The organism is Rhizobacter sp. LjRoot28, assembly GCF_964253025.1.
Taxonomy (GTDB): Bacteria; Pseudomonadota; Gammaproteobacteria; order Burkholderiales; family Burkholderiaceae_C; genus Rhizobacter.
On record NZ_CAXUQC020000001.1, the window covers coordinates 973,250 to 987,672 of the forward strand.

Below are 14,423 nucleotides of genomic sequence, written 5' to 3' on the forward strand. Positions count from 1 at the left end.
TGAAAAGCGGCCCGCAGGCCGCTTTCAACGCAGGGCGAACACCCGTGTGCCGGGGGTCAGAAACCCAGGCTGGCGAGCAGGTCGTCGACTTCGCCCTGGTTCGTCACCACGTCGGTGCGGCCTTCCGGGTTCACGACCGGACCGTTCAGCACGAGGGCGTGCTCGACGACCTTCTGCGCTTCGGGGGGCGCAGCCTGGACCAGCAACTTGACGAGGCTGTCTTCCAGGTCGCTCGCCAGGGCCACGACCTTGGCCACCACCTGGCCCGTCAAGTCATGGAAATCCTGGGCCATCATGATGTCGGTCAGGTGCCGGTCGATGCGTGCCGTGGCCGCCTCGACGTCGCCCACGAAGTTCATCACCGCGCCGGTGGCAACGGCCTTGACCGGATCGGCCACGATGGCCTCGGCCATGCGGCGGGTGTCGGCGGAGATGGAGGCATGCTCTGCCTTGGCCATGTCGACCGAGTTCAGCACGCGGTTGGCGGCGGCTCCGGTCTTCTCGGCGATGTAGTTCAGCCGGCTGCGCGCGTCGGGCAGGCCCTCCGCCGCGTTGGCCAGCTTGGGCATGACGCCGAGCTGGGTGAGGGCGTCGTGCAGTTGCCGGGTGATCGCACCCAGCTGCTGAAAGACTTCGGGCGAGGCGGCCGGCGCGCCGGTCGCAGGCGCCAGTGTGGCGACGGTGTCCATTTTCATTGCGCGTCCTTCAGGCGGCCGTGGCCAGCTTCTGCATGATCTTCTGGACCTTCTCTTCCAAGGTGGCCTTGGTGAAGGGCTTGACGATGTAGCCGGCGGCGCCATCCTGCGCCGCGCGCACGATGTCTTCCTTGCGGGCTTCCGCCGTGACCATCAGCACCGGCAGGTGCTTCAGGCTCGGGTCGGCCTTGACGGCGGCGAGGAGTTCGAAGCCGTTCATGTTGGGCATGTTGATGTCCGACACGACGAAGTCGAACTTCGCGTTCTTCAACATGTTGAGCGCCACGGCGCCGTCCTCGGCCTCCTCGGCGTTGTTGTAGCCGATCTCCTTGAGCAGGCCGCGCACGATGCGCCGCATGGTCGAGAAGTCGTCGACGATCAGAAATTTCATATCGGTGCTCATGGGCTGACCTCGCTGGTGTCCGCTGGGGTTATCGGGTGATCGGGGCAGAGATTGAGGGTTCTGCCGCCAACTTGTCGGGTGGCGCGCCGGATTCGGCGTCTGGCGTGACGCTTTCCTCATCCAGCGAGCGCTCTGCATTGAAGATGCGATCTTCCGCATCCCGGTTCATGACGATGATGCTGATGCGCCGGTTGGCCGGGCTCGTGGGATTGGCGCGGTCGAACGGGGTGCTGGACGCCAGGCCCTGTACCCGCAGCACCCGGCTGTCGGGAAGACCCCCCACCAGCAGCTCACGCCGGGAGGCGTTGGCGCGGTCGGCCGACAACTCCCAGTTGCTGTAGCCCTGCAAGCCGTTGCCGAACGGCGTGGCATCGGTGTGGCCCTCCAGCGTGAGGCGGTTCGGCACCTCGGTCAGCACGCTGCCGATTTCCTGCAGCAGTTCGCGCATGTAGGGCTTCACCACCGCGCTGCCGCTGTCGAACATCGGGCGGTTCTGTTCGTCGACGATCTGGATGCGCAGGCCGTCCTTGGTCATGTCGAGCAGGATCTGCGACTTGAGGCCGGCGAGCTTCGGGTAGGAGTCGATCACCTTCTGCACCCGTTGCTTGAGGGCCTCGAGCTTGGCTTCCTCGGCCTTGGCCTGCTCGGCCTTCATGGCGGCGAGGTTGATGGTGCTGCGGCTCTGGTCGATGTCGCCGCGCTTGACCTGGCCGCCGCTGCGGGTGAGGTCGGTGCCACCGCCCTTGATGACGTGAGAGGAGTCCCCCGAGCCGCTGCCGCCGCTCAGCAGTGCCACCTTGAGTGGCGACTGGAAGTAGTCGGCGATGCCCTTCTTGTCGCCCTCGGTCGTGGAGCCGAGCAGCCACATCAGCAGGAAGAAGGCCATCATGGCCGTGACGAAGTCGGCGTAGGCGATCTTCCAGGCGCCACCGTGTGCCGCATGGCCACCCTTCTTCACCCGCTTGATGATGATGGGTTGCAGCTTCTTGGAATCACCGGCCATGCTTCATCTCCGGCCGGTGCATGCACAAGAGGAGGGCGTTCACTTCTTGCCCTTCACATGGCTTTCGAGTTCGGCGAAGGTCGGGCGCTCGGTGGAATAGAGCACCTTGCGGCCGAACTCGACGGCGACCTGCGGGGCATAGCCCTGCATGCTCGCCAGCAGGGTGGTCTTGATGCACTCGAGTTCCTTGTGCGACTCGTCGTTCTTCTGCTCGAGCAGGCCGCCGAGCGGCTCCACGACGCCGTACGCCATCAGAATGCCGAGGAACGTGCCGACGAGCGCGGAGCCGATCATGCCGCCCAGGATCGCGGGAGGCTGGCCGACCGAGCCCATGGTGTTGACCACGCCCAGCACGGCGGCCACGATGCCGAAGGCGGGGAGGGCGCCGGCCAGGCGGGCGATGGCGGACACCACGGCATGGGCCTCGTGGTGGTGCGTGTCGATCTCGCTGTCCATCAGGCTCTCGATCTCATGGGCGTTCAGGTTGCCCGAGACCATCATGCGCAGGTAGTCGGTGATGAACTCGACGACGTGGTGGTCGGAGCCCACGGTCTCGTACTTCTTGAAGACGGGGGACTCCTCCGGCGCATCGACGTCCTTCTCGATGGACATCAGGCCCTCCTTGCGGGCCTTCTGGAGGATGTCGTACATGAGGGCGAGCAGCTCCATGTAGCGTGCCTTGGAGTACTTCGAGCCCTTGAGGAGGGTGGGCAGGGCGGCGATGGTGGCCTTCAGCACCTTGGGCTGGTTGTTCACCACGAAGGCGCCGAGCGCGCCGCCAAGGATGGCCATCAGTTCCGTCGGCAGCGCCTTCAGGATGACGGTGATGTTGCCACCGTGGATGATGTACGCGCCGAAGATGCACCCGAGGGCGACTGCGTAACCGATGAGAACAAACATGATGGTGGTGGTCCGTGTCCCTGCTGCCGTTTATCGGCATCACACCGAGCGCCTTGAGTTTGCCGTTCACCGGGGGAGGATGATCCCTCCAACAACACCGTGTTCCGGGCGTAGAAAAAAGAACGGGCCCCTGGGGACCCGTTGAGAAGCACTTTTCAGGGTGCGAGAGGAGACACAAGAAACCGTTGCCGGTACACCCTTGATATCGGCGCATCGGCGAAAGACTTGAGAGATCAGTGCATCTGGATGCCACCGGTGGCCTTGCCCTTGCCGGCGCGCGCCGGCGGGTTGCACAGGCCGCACACATAGTGCTTCGAGATCTCGTGCGGGTGGGTGACGAAGCGACCACCGCACTTGGAACATTCGGTCAGGGTGAGCATGCCGTTGTCGACGAACTTGACGAGGCGCCAGGCGCGGGTCACCGACAGCAGAGCTTCCAGGCCCTGGGCCTGGGTCTGCTCCTGGTAGAGCTGGTAGGCCTTGATGACGGTGTCGATCTCGTCCATCTCGGCAACCTTGTTCAGGTACTCGTGGATGTTCAGGAACAGCGACGCATGGATGTTCGGCTGCCAGGTCATGAACCAGTCGGTAGAGAAGGGCAGCTGGCCCTTGCTGGGCGACTTGCCGGAGACTTCCTTGTAGAGGCGCAGCAGGCGCTCATAGCTCAGGTCGGTCTCGGACTCCAGGACCTGCAGGCGGGCACCGAGGTTGATCAGCGTGACGGCGCGATCGATCTGCTTGGCTTCGGTGAGGATGCTCTTGGTGCGCATGGTGGTCGGTTCCTGGTGGGTCTGGCGGTCTGGCGGGGTCGAACGGAGGCGCAGCGGGTCAGGCGGCTTCCTGATGGCGGCCGGCCATCAGGATGCTGGCGTGCAGGCGGCTCGTGGTGTCGTTCGAGGCGGACTTGCCATGGTTGGTCAGCAGGCCCCAGACGAGCTCGTCGTCGGCGCGGAAGCGGCACAGCAGGGTGTTGCCCGAGGCGATCTTCATCATCTGGGCCGGGCTCAGCAGGGCGATCATGGCCGCGCTTTCCTCGCTGATGCCCAGGCGGTACAGCGCCTGCTCACGGTCCGAGCGGATGAGGCTCTGGGCCAGCATCAGGTAGGACAGGTTGGCTTCACGGATTTCGGAGAGGATCTGGTCGGCGTTCATGTTGTGTTCCTTGCGTCTCGGTTTCGGTGGCGTTTCGCGTTGGCTTTGTGTCTCAACGTGAAGCGAATTGTGAAGACGAGAGATGGGAGGCAACATCAGGCCAGTTCTGTGGCTTGAGTCCAGCTTCTTCCGTGCCCTGTGTCAGGCAAACACCTACAGGGCGTCATCCCGGCAGGAGCCTGAACCGGGTCCTGAGCCGCTGCGGCGTGGCATGGTTCACGGTGCTCCGGGGCGTCGGCCCCGAAGCAGCGGGTTTACCCGGGTGAGACCGCCGGGAGGTGGTCAGGGCGCAGACCCCGTTCGGCGCGGTCATGCATGCGGACGAAAAGCGCCTCCAGGTCCCGGGTGGTGGCCTGGCTGTCGAAGAGGGGGAGCGTCATGCGCTTGGCCGCAAGCGGTTCGCGGATGGCGTCAAGACCGGAGCGGTCGTTGGCCAGTTCGATGGCGCGAGCGACGTAGGCATCAACGCTGGAGCACACCAGCGAATCGGTTTCTGTCGCGCGGGCGAGGCTCGCCGCCACCCTGGAGGCAAAGGTACTCCCCGGCACGGTGAGCACGGGCACGCCCGCCCAGAGGGACTCGCTTGCCGTGGTGTGCGCATTGCACGGCCACGTGTCGAGAAAGAGGTCGGCGCAGCGAAGACGTGCGATGTGGTCGGCCATGAGCGCTTTCGGGGCAAAGTGCACCCGGCCGGGCTCGACGCCCCGCCGGTGCAATTCGGCTCGAAGGTTCCGTTCTCCTTGGTCGTTCCAGGCGAGGAGCCAGAGCACCGCTTTCGGCGCCCCAGCCAAGATGCGAGCCCAGGCGTCCACGACGGCCGGATTGATCTTGTAGATCTGATTGAAGGAGCACAGCACCACCGCGTCATGGGGCAGGCCGCAAGCGGCTCGCCCAGGAGACGGGGGAAGAGGGCGCTGTCGATCGTTCGGCTGGTAGGACCAGGGCATCTGGGCGATCTTCTCGCTGAAGTCGGCCTCGGCCGACAGCGGGGTCACCACGGGATCGCCGATCACATAGTCGATGTAGTCGGCGCCCGTGGTGCCCGGATACCCGAGGTAGCTTGCCTGGACTCGCGCGGGCCGCGCCGCCAACACCTCGAAGCGGCTGTCACGTGTGTGGCCCTTCAAATCGACGAGGATGTCGATGCCGTCGCTGCGAATGCGCTTGGCAAGTGATCCGTTATCCAGCGCGCCCACGTCCACGAAGCGGTCGCAGGCTGCAGACACTCGCTTTTGCAGCGGCGAACCATCGTGCCGACTGTGGGAATACAGGATCACTTCGAATGTGGTCGTATCGCGCTGCTCGAGCAACTCGGCCATGAGGACGGCGGTCGCGTGGTTGTAGAAGTCGCTCGACAGATATCCGATCCGGATGCGGCCCGCTGACCGTCGCTTCGGTAGGGGCGGCAGGCGAGGAACGGTGGCACCCAAGGCTCGGGACCGAACGGCACCGACCTTCAATTGCTCCGCCGGACTGCAGTCGATCGAGATGAAGCTGAACGGAGACAGCAAGTTGCCGTTGGGCTGCTGCAGATCGCCGATGGTGGCTCGCAACCCGGCCGTTTCGTCTGCTCGATGGGCCCATTGGCACGCCTGGGCGCTCTCGTGGACCAGCAGGGCGAGCGACATGGCCCGGATGCTGCCCTCGTCTAGCGCAGCCGCGGTGCGGAAACACTCTGCCGCCTCTTCCTTCATGTGCAGATCCTTGAACGTCAATCCAAGTCTGTAGTGAACCAGTGGGGCGTCGATCTTCAGGGCAAGTGCGCCAAAGAACACATCGATGGCTTCCCGAAGTCGTCCGGCACTGAAGAGGGCGATGCCGTGGGCCGACAACAGGTCGTGGTCGCGAGGCACCTCGGGAGACAGGCGCTCGAAGCAGGCGGCCGCTTCGTTGAAGCGATGTTGTGCCGACAGGCAATCAGCCAGCAGCTGGCAGGCGAGTGGCGATGCGGGGTCGATGTCGTATGCCCGGGTGGCCGAGGCGATGGCCGCGTCGACCTGATGATCACGCGTCTGCGCGCGAGCGAGGTTGATCCACACGAGCGCGTCATCAGGGGCGAGCGAGGACGCCCGAGCGAATTCGCTGATGGCTGCCGACCAGCGGCGCGCATTCGCGTGCGCGATGCCTGCATTCCAGTGCTGCTGTGCCCGGTGGGCGTTGCGGTGAGTGTCCATGGGATGACCGTCGGTTCGGAGCGGACAGTCTAGGGACGAGCGGCCCGGCGCAAAGGCCGGAGGAAGTGCGCAAAAGCTGCGTACTTCTTGCAGGCCGGCCCCATCTATAGAGGGCGCCGCGTTGTCCTTGGCGCGTGTCCGACGCTTCGGCGTCCGGGGCGGATCAGGGGCCCGGCTCGGATGGCGCGTCGTCCAATGTAGGGCGGGAGTGGCCGATCGTGCGAGGTTTGGGTACTTCGTCACGGAAATTCGTGAAAGCCCTTTCTTCCGAGTGATAGGCAGAAATCTCGCCCTCAAGTTCATCGGGCCTGCCCCGATAACTGCTTCAACGCGCTCGCCAACTTTTTTCAACGAGTACGTGGTCCGGTTAGCCGGCCGATGAAGGGAACCCTCGGGGACCTCGATTCAGCGGTTGACTAGCGTCGGGCACCTCAGTCGCAGTCGGTTCCGCAGCGGGCGGCGACTGAACGTCCGGCGCTGTTGCCGGGAGTTATCGGAAACCATAGGAGATATTGAAATGGCACAGGTCATCAACACCAACATCGGTTCGCTCAACGCCCAGCGCAACCTGGTCTCTTCGCAATCGTCGCTGGCCCAGTCCATGCAGCGCCTGTCCTCGGGTCTGCGGATCAACTCCGCCAAGGATGACGCCGCCGGCCTGGCCATCGCCGAGCGCATGAACGCCCAGGTCCGTGGCATGAACGTCGCGGTTCGCAACGCCAACGACGGCATCTCGCTGGCCCAGACGGCCGAAGGCGCTCTGTCCAAGGTGGGTGACTCCCTGCAGCGGATGCGCGAACTTGCTGTGCAGGCGCGCAACTCGACGAACAGCAAGGACGACAAGGACTCGCTGAACAAGGAATTCGCAGAACTGCAGAAGGAAATCACCCGCGTTCTCGGCGGCACGACCTTCAACGGCAGCACCATCCTCGGCAAGGAAGCCACGGACCTGACGTTCCAGGTGGGCGCGAACACCACGAGCGACGACGTGATTGAAGTGTCCACCTCGAACATGGCTTCGGACACGACGATCGAAGACGTGACGACCGGCGCCTCGATTGACAAGGATTCGACGGCCGGCTCCATCAAGACCGTGATCGACAACATCGACAAGGCGATCGACACGATCAACAACACCCGTGCCAAGTTCGGTGCCATGCAGTCGCGCTTCGATGCAGTGATCTCCAACCTGCAGCAATCGGTCGAGAACCAGTCCGCAGCCCGCAGCCGCATCATGGACGCCGACTTCGCGTCGGAAACGGCGAACATGTCTCGAGCGCAGATCCTGCAGCAGGCCGGCAACGCGATGATCGCGCAAGCCAACCAGGCTCCCCAACAGGTGCTGTCGCTGCTGCGCTAATCGACGTCGACTTCCCTGGCCGGGAGGCCGGGGAGCCGAGTTCGAAGGCGGAAATGGAGGGGTGAATCCCTTCATTTCCGCCTTTCGCATTGGGGCGCCCCTTTCAGAATCGCTATCACGGGTCTGCGGTGCGAATTGCCGGCCTTGTGCGCCGCCACATGGGAGTGATCCTGATGCGGCGGAACGCAATGCCGGCTTCGAGCCGGGAGTCACACGATTCTTGAAGGAGTGCTTTCATGCCACAGACGATCAATACGAACATCGCGTCGCTGAACGCGCAACGAAACCTCAACGCGTCCCAGAGTTCGCTGGCGACTTCCATGCAACGCTTGTCGTCGGGCCTGCGAGTCAACTCCGCCAAAGACGACGCTGCCGGCCTTGCAATTGCCGAGCGCATGAACGCTCAGGTCCGTGGCATGAACGTCGCGGTTCGCAACGCCAACGACGGCATCTCGCTGGCCCAGACGGCCGAAGGCGCTCTGTCCAAGGTGGGAGACTCGCTCCAGCGCATGCGTGAACTCGCCGTGCAGGCCCGAAACTCCACGAACAGCAAGGACGACAAAGACTCGCTCAACAAGGAGTTCCGCGAGCTCCAGAGCGAGATCTCGCGCATCCTGAGCGGCACGACGTTCAACGGCCAGGCGATTCTCGGCAGCGCCGCAACTGCGCTGACCTTCCAGATCGGCGCGAACACGACTGCCGATGACACCATCACGGTCACGACGACGAACATGGCGTCCGACACCACGATCGAGGCGGTGACCACCGGCGTGTCGATCGACAAGGACTCCACCGCGGGCTCCATCAAGACGGTGATCGACAACATCGACGACGCGCTGGACACGATCAACAACACCCGTGCGACCTTCGGTGCCACCCAGTCGCGTTTCGATGCGGTGATCTCGAACCTGCAGCAGGCAGTGGAGAACCAATCCGCTGCACGGAGCCGAATCATGGACGCGGACTTCGCCGCGGAGACCGCGGCCCTTTCGCGAGCGCAGATTCTTCAGCAAGCGGGCAATGCGATGGTGGCTCAAGCCAACCAATTGCCTCAGCAGGTGCTGTCGTTGCTGCGCGGCGGCTGATCTTCCGCGAGCTGATGGGGCGCCGAGGGCCCTGAATCATCCGCCGATCCTGTCTCCGGGGTCGGGGCCGATGGCGGTCGTCGGTTGCAACAAGGTGTATCAGCGGCTCAAGTTCTGAAAAGAGCCGTCGAAAACGGATCATCTGGGGAACCCCCCTAATGATCCGTTTCTGTTTCTATCGAGCAACCGGAGGTCGCCATGGCAATTTCGTCGACAGGTCTGGGCAGTGGTCTGGACGTGGAATCCATCGTTTCATCGCTCATGGCGGTCGAACGGCGGCCGGCCTCGCTGTTGCAAACCGCAGCGACCACGATGAAGTCGCAGTTGTCGACCTACGGGCAGTTGCAAAGCCATGTCTCGACCTTTCAGGACAAAGCGCGCGCGCTCAATTCGCTAACCCTCTGGTCCGGAACGACAGCAACCTCGAGCGATGCCAACGTCGCGTCGGTCACCACGGGTGAAGGTGCCCCGGTTGGAAGCTACAGCCTGCTCGTGAAGGACCTGGCGAACGCACAGACTGCGAGTTCCCCGGCGTTCCCGTCGAAGGATCACCTCATGGGCGCGGGGAAGTTGACCATCGAGCTTGGAAGCTGGACCGGCGATCCCGCCACCTTCGGACTGAAGGCCGGCACGACATCCGTGACGGTTGACATCGGTCCCGGTGAAAGCAGCCTTGCCGCAGTGCGCGACAAGATCAATGCGGCCGGTGCCGGCGTGACGGCGACCGTGATCTACGACGCGAGTGGTGCGCGACTCTCGATTCGCTCGACCCAAACGGGTGCCGAGAACGGCTTTCGCATCAGCGCCGAGGAACAAGAGCCGGGTGCCGGAGGACTCGGCCTCGCGAAGTTGGCCTTTGATCCCGAGGACGGGACCGTGTCTGGCCTGTCGCTCAACCAGTCGGCCACCAACGCCCGGGCGACCTTGAATGGCATCGACATCGAATCGGCATCGAATACGCTCACGGACGTGGCCGATGGGATGACCATCAAGCTGCTGAAGAAGTCGGCAAGCCCGATTGATCTGCAGGTTGCTCAGGACACCGAATCAATGAAGACCAAGGTGACCGAGTTCGTGAACGCCTACAACGAACTGTCCAAGTTCATTGCCACGCAAACCAAGTACAACGCCGACAGCAAGACCGCCGGGAAGCTGCAGGGGGATCGGACGGTGATCGGCCTGCAATCGCAGCTGCGCGAGATCCTGCGGGGAACCAGCACTGCGCCGAGCGCACTGCGTTCTCTGTCCGACGCCGGCCTGGAGGTCCAGAAGGATGGGACGATCAAGCTCGAAAGCAAGAAGCTGGATGCAGCGCTTGCCACTCCGGCGGAGCTCCGCAAGCTGATGTCCAGCTCCGATCTGAGCAACGAGACATCGTCCGGCATCGTCTTTCGGTTTGCGAAATTGGCCGACAGCATCCTTGGCACGGAAGGCCCCCTGGAGTCGCGGACATCAGGAATCCAGTCGAGCATCGACCGCAACAACAAGCGCGTCTCCGACATGGAAACTCGGCTGGCTCAGACGGAGAAGCGCATCCGCGCGCAATACCAGTCGCTCGACGCAAACATGGCAAAGCTCAGCGGCCTGAGCAGCTATGTGAGCGGGCAGCTGGCCGCGCTGAGCCGGAACAGCTGAAAGCGGTGCAAGGACGGGCCGCCGAACAGCCCCGCCTTCTCCCCGTTCTTCGGTACATCGCGCAGCGCACCAAGGCCTAGACTTTGAGAGAGCGGTCCGTTCCGGATCGCCCCTCGAGTTGCCAGGAGCGCGATTGCCATGAAGGCCCAGTCACCGCAAGTTTCCTCACTGGATGAGCGCGTCGTTGCGTCGACGGTGAGTCACCGATGTACCGCCCCTCTGGGTGAGGACGCCAGTGTGTCCGCCCCTGCCGGCCTCACGGTGGAGGAACGCCTCGCTGAGATCGAGGGCTTCAACACGAACTTGAGCGGAATGGTCGAGTCGCTGGTCGACACCATCCTTCACTTGCGCAACCACGACCTTCACAAGCTCCAGGGCCGCGTGGCAGCGCTCGAACAAGAGCTTCACGTGGAGCGCTGCAATCGCGAGCTTGCCGAGGTGTCTCGTCTGCACCCGAAAGAGCGAATCGTCGTCTTCGTGGGCGGTACTTATTTCGGCGACAACATCAAGTATGCGTGGCTTGCCGCCTGCAAGAGTGACGATGCGCTTGGTGCGGAGCTCTGGTTTCTTCCGTCCAACGCGGACCAGGAAGCGCAAGTGCGGTCGATGGGCGGGCGCTGCCTGCCTCACACCCATGCGGAGTGGACGCCGGATCATCTGCACACAGCGCTCGCTGCTGCGGTGGTGGTGATCAGCGATCACCTGTTGGGTGCCAATCCGTACGCAGCCGCGCTCCTGGCGGGTGCACGCCAGGTCCAGATGTGGCACGGCGTCTCCATCAAGGAGATCGGCTATCGGAACTTGCCCCCGCTCAAGCACATGTCACCCCGGATCGCGCGGGTGCTTCGCACGTGCGGGCACTTCGCTCGCTTTGTCGGAACGGCTGCCCGTCATGAACCGGAATGGCGCCGCTGGTTCTCCTTTGACGGCTATGCGCCGGTCGGCTATGCCCGCAACGACGTCCTCACGCGCGAGCCTGCAGGACATGATCTGCTCAACGTGGACGAGGAGGCCTGGCAGCGCGCGGGGGAGGTGCAAGCGAGGGGAGGGCGAATCTTCCTCTACGCGCCCACATTCCGGGATGCCAACCGTGCCCAGTGGATCCTCCAGGTTGGCATCGAACGCGTGGCGAAAGCCATCGCCGACGCTGGCGACCTCCTCATCGTCAACATGCACCCGGTCGAACAACCGTCTGTACCGGAGATCGCCAAGTCGCTCCCGAGCGTGTGCTTCGTCGCACCCCGGACGGATGTGTATCCGTTGCTGACCCGGACTTCGGTTCTCATCACCGACTATTCGTCGATCATGTTCGACTTCCTGCTGCTCGATCGGCCGGTCCTGTTGTTTCGTCCCGACCATCACGACTATGTGACCCGGTCGCGCAAGCTTTTTGATGCCAAGCTGAGCGTTCCACCAGGCCCTGTCGCAACGACCGCTCAGGCGCTTGTCGATCTCATCCGTCGGCCTGCGGAGCCGGCGACGGCGCGCAATGCCCGCCGGGCACTCCGCGATGAGCTGCACGACCACCAGCACGGTGGATCGGCGGATCGGCTGCTCTCTCTGCTGACTGATGAACTGGCCCAGGCCTGCGCCGCTGCGGAGGAGCCGGCATGAGGGCCGCCGCACTCGGCCCTGCCGCCGTGGAACTGCGCCAGGGCGCGTTACCGCGCGAGACGCTGGTCAAGGAATCATCGACGGTCGCCATTACCTACGGCACCTACGACCTGTTCCACATGGGTCACGTGAACCTGTTCCGCCGCATTAAGGAGCGCTATGACATCCTGGTGGTGGCGGTCTCCACTGACGAATTCAATGCCATCAAGGGAAAGCGATCAGCGGTGTCCTTCGCTGACCGCCTGGCCCTGGTCCAGGCATGCCGCTACGTCGATCTGGCCATTCCCGAATCGGACTGGGGGCAGAAGGAGGTCGACATCCTGCGCTTCCGAGCGGACGCGATGGTGATGGGCAGCGACTGGGCCGGGCATTTCGATGAGCTGAAGTCACTCTGCGATGTGGTCTATCTGCCGCGGACAGAGGGCGTTTCGAGCACGGAGCTCAAGGCTCAGATCCAGTCGTTCGCGCGCTGAGCGGCGTTTCGTCGCCGCGACTGGGGCGTCCGACGCCCGCACCTTCGCCCCGATGCGATTCAGTTTCCGCATCGCGCGCCGCTCTTCATGCCTCATGGGATGGTGAACCCGCCTTCGGTGGGACATGGGTCGCATGTCTCGTGCGGGCTTCGTCCTTGCCGTGGGGCTCCCAGGCAGGATTTCGCCCGTGACATTGCCTCAGCCGTCGAAATGAGCCGGGATCACCGCCCAGCTGTGAATTCAAGTTCCGTGAACGGCCGTCGATAACTTCTCCAGACGCAGCAACCACACGCACCCATGTACGCCACCATGTCCACCCCCTTCGGCCGTCCCCGTACACCCGCCAACGCCTACCGCACAGTGGGTGTGGAAACCGGGGTGGTCACCGGCTCGCCGCACCAGTTGGTTTCGATGCTGTTCCAGGGCTTCATGGATTCTCTGGCCCAGGCCCGCGGAGCTCTCAAGCAAGGCAACGTCGAGGCCAAGGGCAAGGCCATCGGCCGTGCTGTCCGCATCATCGAGGAAGGGCTGAAAGCCGGACTCGACATCAAGGCGGGTGGCCAGCTGGCGCTCGATATGCGGGACCTGTACGACTACGTGATCCTGCGACTGACTCAAGCCAACCTGCGCAACGACGAGAAGCTTCTGGTGGAATGCCAGGCGCTCATCGAGCCGCTGCGCACGGCCTGGGCGTCGATCGGCCCGCAAGTCGACAAGGTGGCACCGTGAATCAGAAGCTGCGCCAAATCCGCCCCCAACCCTTTGTCCCTGGAGCCTCCATGAACTCCGCCCTGCTCAACTATTACGAAGCCATCGAACGGGCCAGCGCGGACATGCTCTCTGCAGCCCGCAGCGGCGACTGGGACCAGGTGGTCAAGCTCGAGGGCGCCTGCGCCGTGCTTATTTCACAGCTCAAGCATGCCGCGACGGCGCAGAATCTGGGCTCCGAAGAGGCCCAGCTCAAGTCGCGCATCATGCAGCGCATCCTCATCAACGACGCGGAGATCCGCCAGTTGGCCGAGCCGTGGCTGGAAGACCTCGACGGCCTGCTTGCCGGGCGCCCGAAGTCGGTTCATTGAGCGGCGCCAGGCCGAACCATTCTTCGCGGAGGTTTCTTGGATCAGCCCCTTGACGTGCAGCCGAAGTCGTCCGATGCGAAGCCTTCGGAGGTCGATGACTTCCGCATCAGCGCGCCGGCCGAAGTGCTGGCGCTGCTCAAGCAACTGGCCGACGGCCAGGTGCGCCTGAACCTCGCCGGCAGTCGCGGCGACATGTACACCACGACGCTCTGGGCGATCGATCCGGCCCGGGGCACCATCAGCTTCGCGGGCGATGCGGACGACGGGCCGTTGCAGGCTCTGGTGGAGTCCGAGGATGCGGTCGCCGTGGCCTACCTCGACAGCGTCAAGCTGCAGTTCGACGCGACCGGGCTCGTGATCGTGCATGGCGGGCGCGACACCGTCATCAACTGCGCCCTGCCGCGAGAGGTGTTCCGCTTCCAGCGCCGCAACGGATTCCGGGTGCGGCCGCTGCTGCGCTCCACACCGACGGCGCGGCTGCGCCATCCGATGCTGCCCGACATGGCCGTGTCCCTGCGCGTGCTCGACATCAGCATCGGCGGCTGTGCGCTCTTCCTTCCCGACGACGTGCCGCCCCTTCAACCGGGCATCACCATCAACAACGTCCAGCTCGACCTCGACATGGACACCCGGATCATTGCCGCGCTGCGCCTGCAGCACGTCACGTCCATTCATCCCGAATCGCGCGGCGTGCGCCTGGGCTGCGAGATGGTGAATCCGAGCGGCGAGGTGCTGCGCGCCCTGCAGCGCTACATCGACCAGACCCAGAAGCGCCAGCGGATGATGAAGGTCTAGGGGCCGGGGGCGCGAGCCCGTCTGTCTCTCTGCCGCCCACGTGCCCGGCCTTCAC

15 protein-coding genes are annotated in these 14,423 nt (G+C 64.0%); 8 read left to right on the plus strand and 7 right to left on the minus strand.

Annotated elements, in window-relative coordinates:
• Positions 1–56 precede the first annotated feature (56 nt).
• The 7 genes from ACSQ2F_RS04655 to ACSQ2F_RS04685 form a co-directional block, all read right to left on the minus strand.
• The gene (locus tag ACSQ2F_RS04655) at positions 57–695 is read right to left on the minus strand and encodes a protein phosphatase CheZ (protein WP_436020263.1); all 639 of its coding nucleotides are present in this window, start codon (positions 693–695) and stop codon (positions 57–59) included.
• Between the two features lie 10 nt (positions 696–705).
• Positions 706–1,098, minus strand: a complete 393-nt coding sequence (gene cheY / locus ACSQ2F_RS04660; protein WP_436020265.1) for a chemotaxis response regulator CheY — start codon at positions 1,096–1,098, stop codon at positions 706–708.
• Between the two features lie 28 nt (positions 1,099–1,126).
• Complete coding sequence (gene motB / locus ACSQ2F_RS04665) at positions 1,127–2,101, minus strand: flagellar motor protein MotB (protein ID WP_436020267.1); 975 nt, start codon at positions 2,099–2,101, stop codon at positions 1,127–1,129.
• A gap of 39 nt (positions 2,102–2,140) precedes the next feature.
• The gene (gene motA, locus ACSQ2F_RS04670) at positions 2,141–3,001 is read right to left on the minus strand and encodes a flagellar motor stator protein MotA (protein ID WP_436020269.1); all 861 of its coding nucleotides are present in this window, start codon (positions 2,999–3,001) and stop codon (positions 2,141–2,143) included.
• A gap of 233 nt (positions 3,002–3,234) precedes the next feature.
• Positions 3,235–3,771 carry a flagellar transcriptional regulator FlhC gene (gene flhC / locus ACSQ2F_RS04675; protein ID WP_436020271.1) on the minus strand — a complete coding sequence of 179 codons (537 nt, stop codon included), beginning with the start codon at positions 3,769–3,771 and terminating at the stop codon, positions 3,235–3,237.
• Between the two features lie 58 nt (positions 3,772–3,829).
• On the minus strand, positions 3,830–4,153 hold the full coding sequence (gene flhD / locus ACSQ2F_RS04680) for a flagellar transcriptional regulator FlhD (protein ID WP_436020273.1): 324 nt from the start codon (positions 4,151–4,153) through the stop codon (positions 3,830–3,832).
• Positions 4,154–4,407: 254 nt separating this feature from the next.
• On the minus strand, positions 4,408–6,678 hold the full coding sequence (locus ACSQ2F_RS04685) for an O-linked N-acetylglucosamine transferase family protein (protein ID WP_436020275.1): 2,271 nt from the start codon (positions 6,676–6,678) through the stop codon (positions 4,408–4,410).
• A gap of 166 nt (positions 6,679–6,844) precedes the next feature.
• Here ACSQ2F_RS04685 and ACSQ2F_RS04690 point away from each other — a divergent pair, with 166 nt between their 5' ends.
• The 8 genes from ACSQ2F_RS04690 to ACSQ2F_RS04725 all read left to right on the plus strand — a co-directional run bounded on the left by ACSQ2F_RS04690 (position 6,845) and on the right by ACSQ2F_RS04725 (position 14,368).
• Positions 6,845–7,687, plus strand: a complete 843-nt coding sequence (locus tag ACSQ2F_RS04690) for a flagellin (protein ID WP_436020278.1) — start codon at positions 6,845–6,847, stop codon at positions 7,685–7,687.
• Between the two features lie 236 nt (positions 7,688–7,923).
• On the plus strand, positions 7,924–8,772 hold the full coding sequence (locus ACSQ2F_RS04695; protein WP_436020280.1) for a flagellin domain-containing protein: 849 nt from the start codon (positions 7,924–7,926) through the stop codon (positions 8,770–8,772).
• Positions 8,773–8,970: 198 nt separating this feature from the next.
• Positions 8,971–10,407 carry a flagellar filament capping protein FliD gene (fliD, locus tag ACSQ2F_RS04700; RefSeq protein WP_436020282.1) on the plus strand — a complete coding sequence of 479 codons (1,437 nt, stop codon included), beginning with the start codon at positions 8,971–8,973 and terminating at the stop codon, positions 10,405–10,407.
• A gap of 138 nt (positions 10,408–10,545) precedes the next feature.
• Positions 10,546–12,021, plus strand: a complete 1,476-nt coding sequence (locus ACSQ2F_RS04705; protein ID WP_436020284.1) for a CDP-glycerol glycerophosphotransferase family protein — start codon at positions 10,546–10,548, stop codon at positions 12,019–12,021.
• Positions 12,018–12,494 (plus strand): adenylyltransferase/cytidyltransferase family protein, encoded by a 477-nt coding sequence (locus tag ACSQ2F_RS04710; RefSeq protein WP_436020286.1) that lies wholly within the window; start codon positions 12,018–12,020, stop codon positions 12,492–12,494. Before ACSQ2F_RS04705 ends, ACSQ2F_RS04710 begins: the two co-directional genes overlap by 4 nt.
• A gap of 309 nt (positions 12,495–12,803) precedes the next feature.
• Positions 12,804–13,223, plus strand: coding sequence for a flagellar export chaperone FliS (gene fliS / locus ACSQ2F_RS04715; RefSeq protein WP_436020288.1), 420 nt, complete (start codon positions 12,804–12,806; stop codon positions 13,221–13,223).
• A 50-nt stretch (positions 13,224–13,273) separates the two neighbouring features.
• On the plus strand, positions 13,274–13,573 hold the full coding sequence (locus ACSQ2F_RS04720; protein WP_436020290.1) for a flagellar protein FliT: 300 nt from the start codon (positions 13,274–13,276) through the stop codon (positions 13,571–13,573).
• A gap of 36 nt (positions 13,574–13,609) precedes the next feature.
• A complete protein-coding gene (locus ACSQ2F_RS04725; protein ID WP_436020292.1) occupies positions 13,610–14,368 on the plus strand; it encodes a flagellar brake protein in 759 nt (252 codons plus the stop codon).
• Positions 14,369–14,423 lie beyond the last annotated feature (55 nt).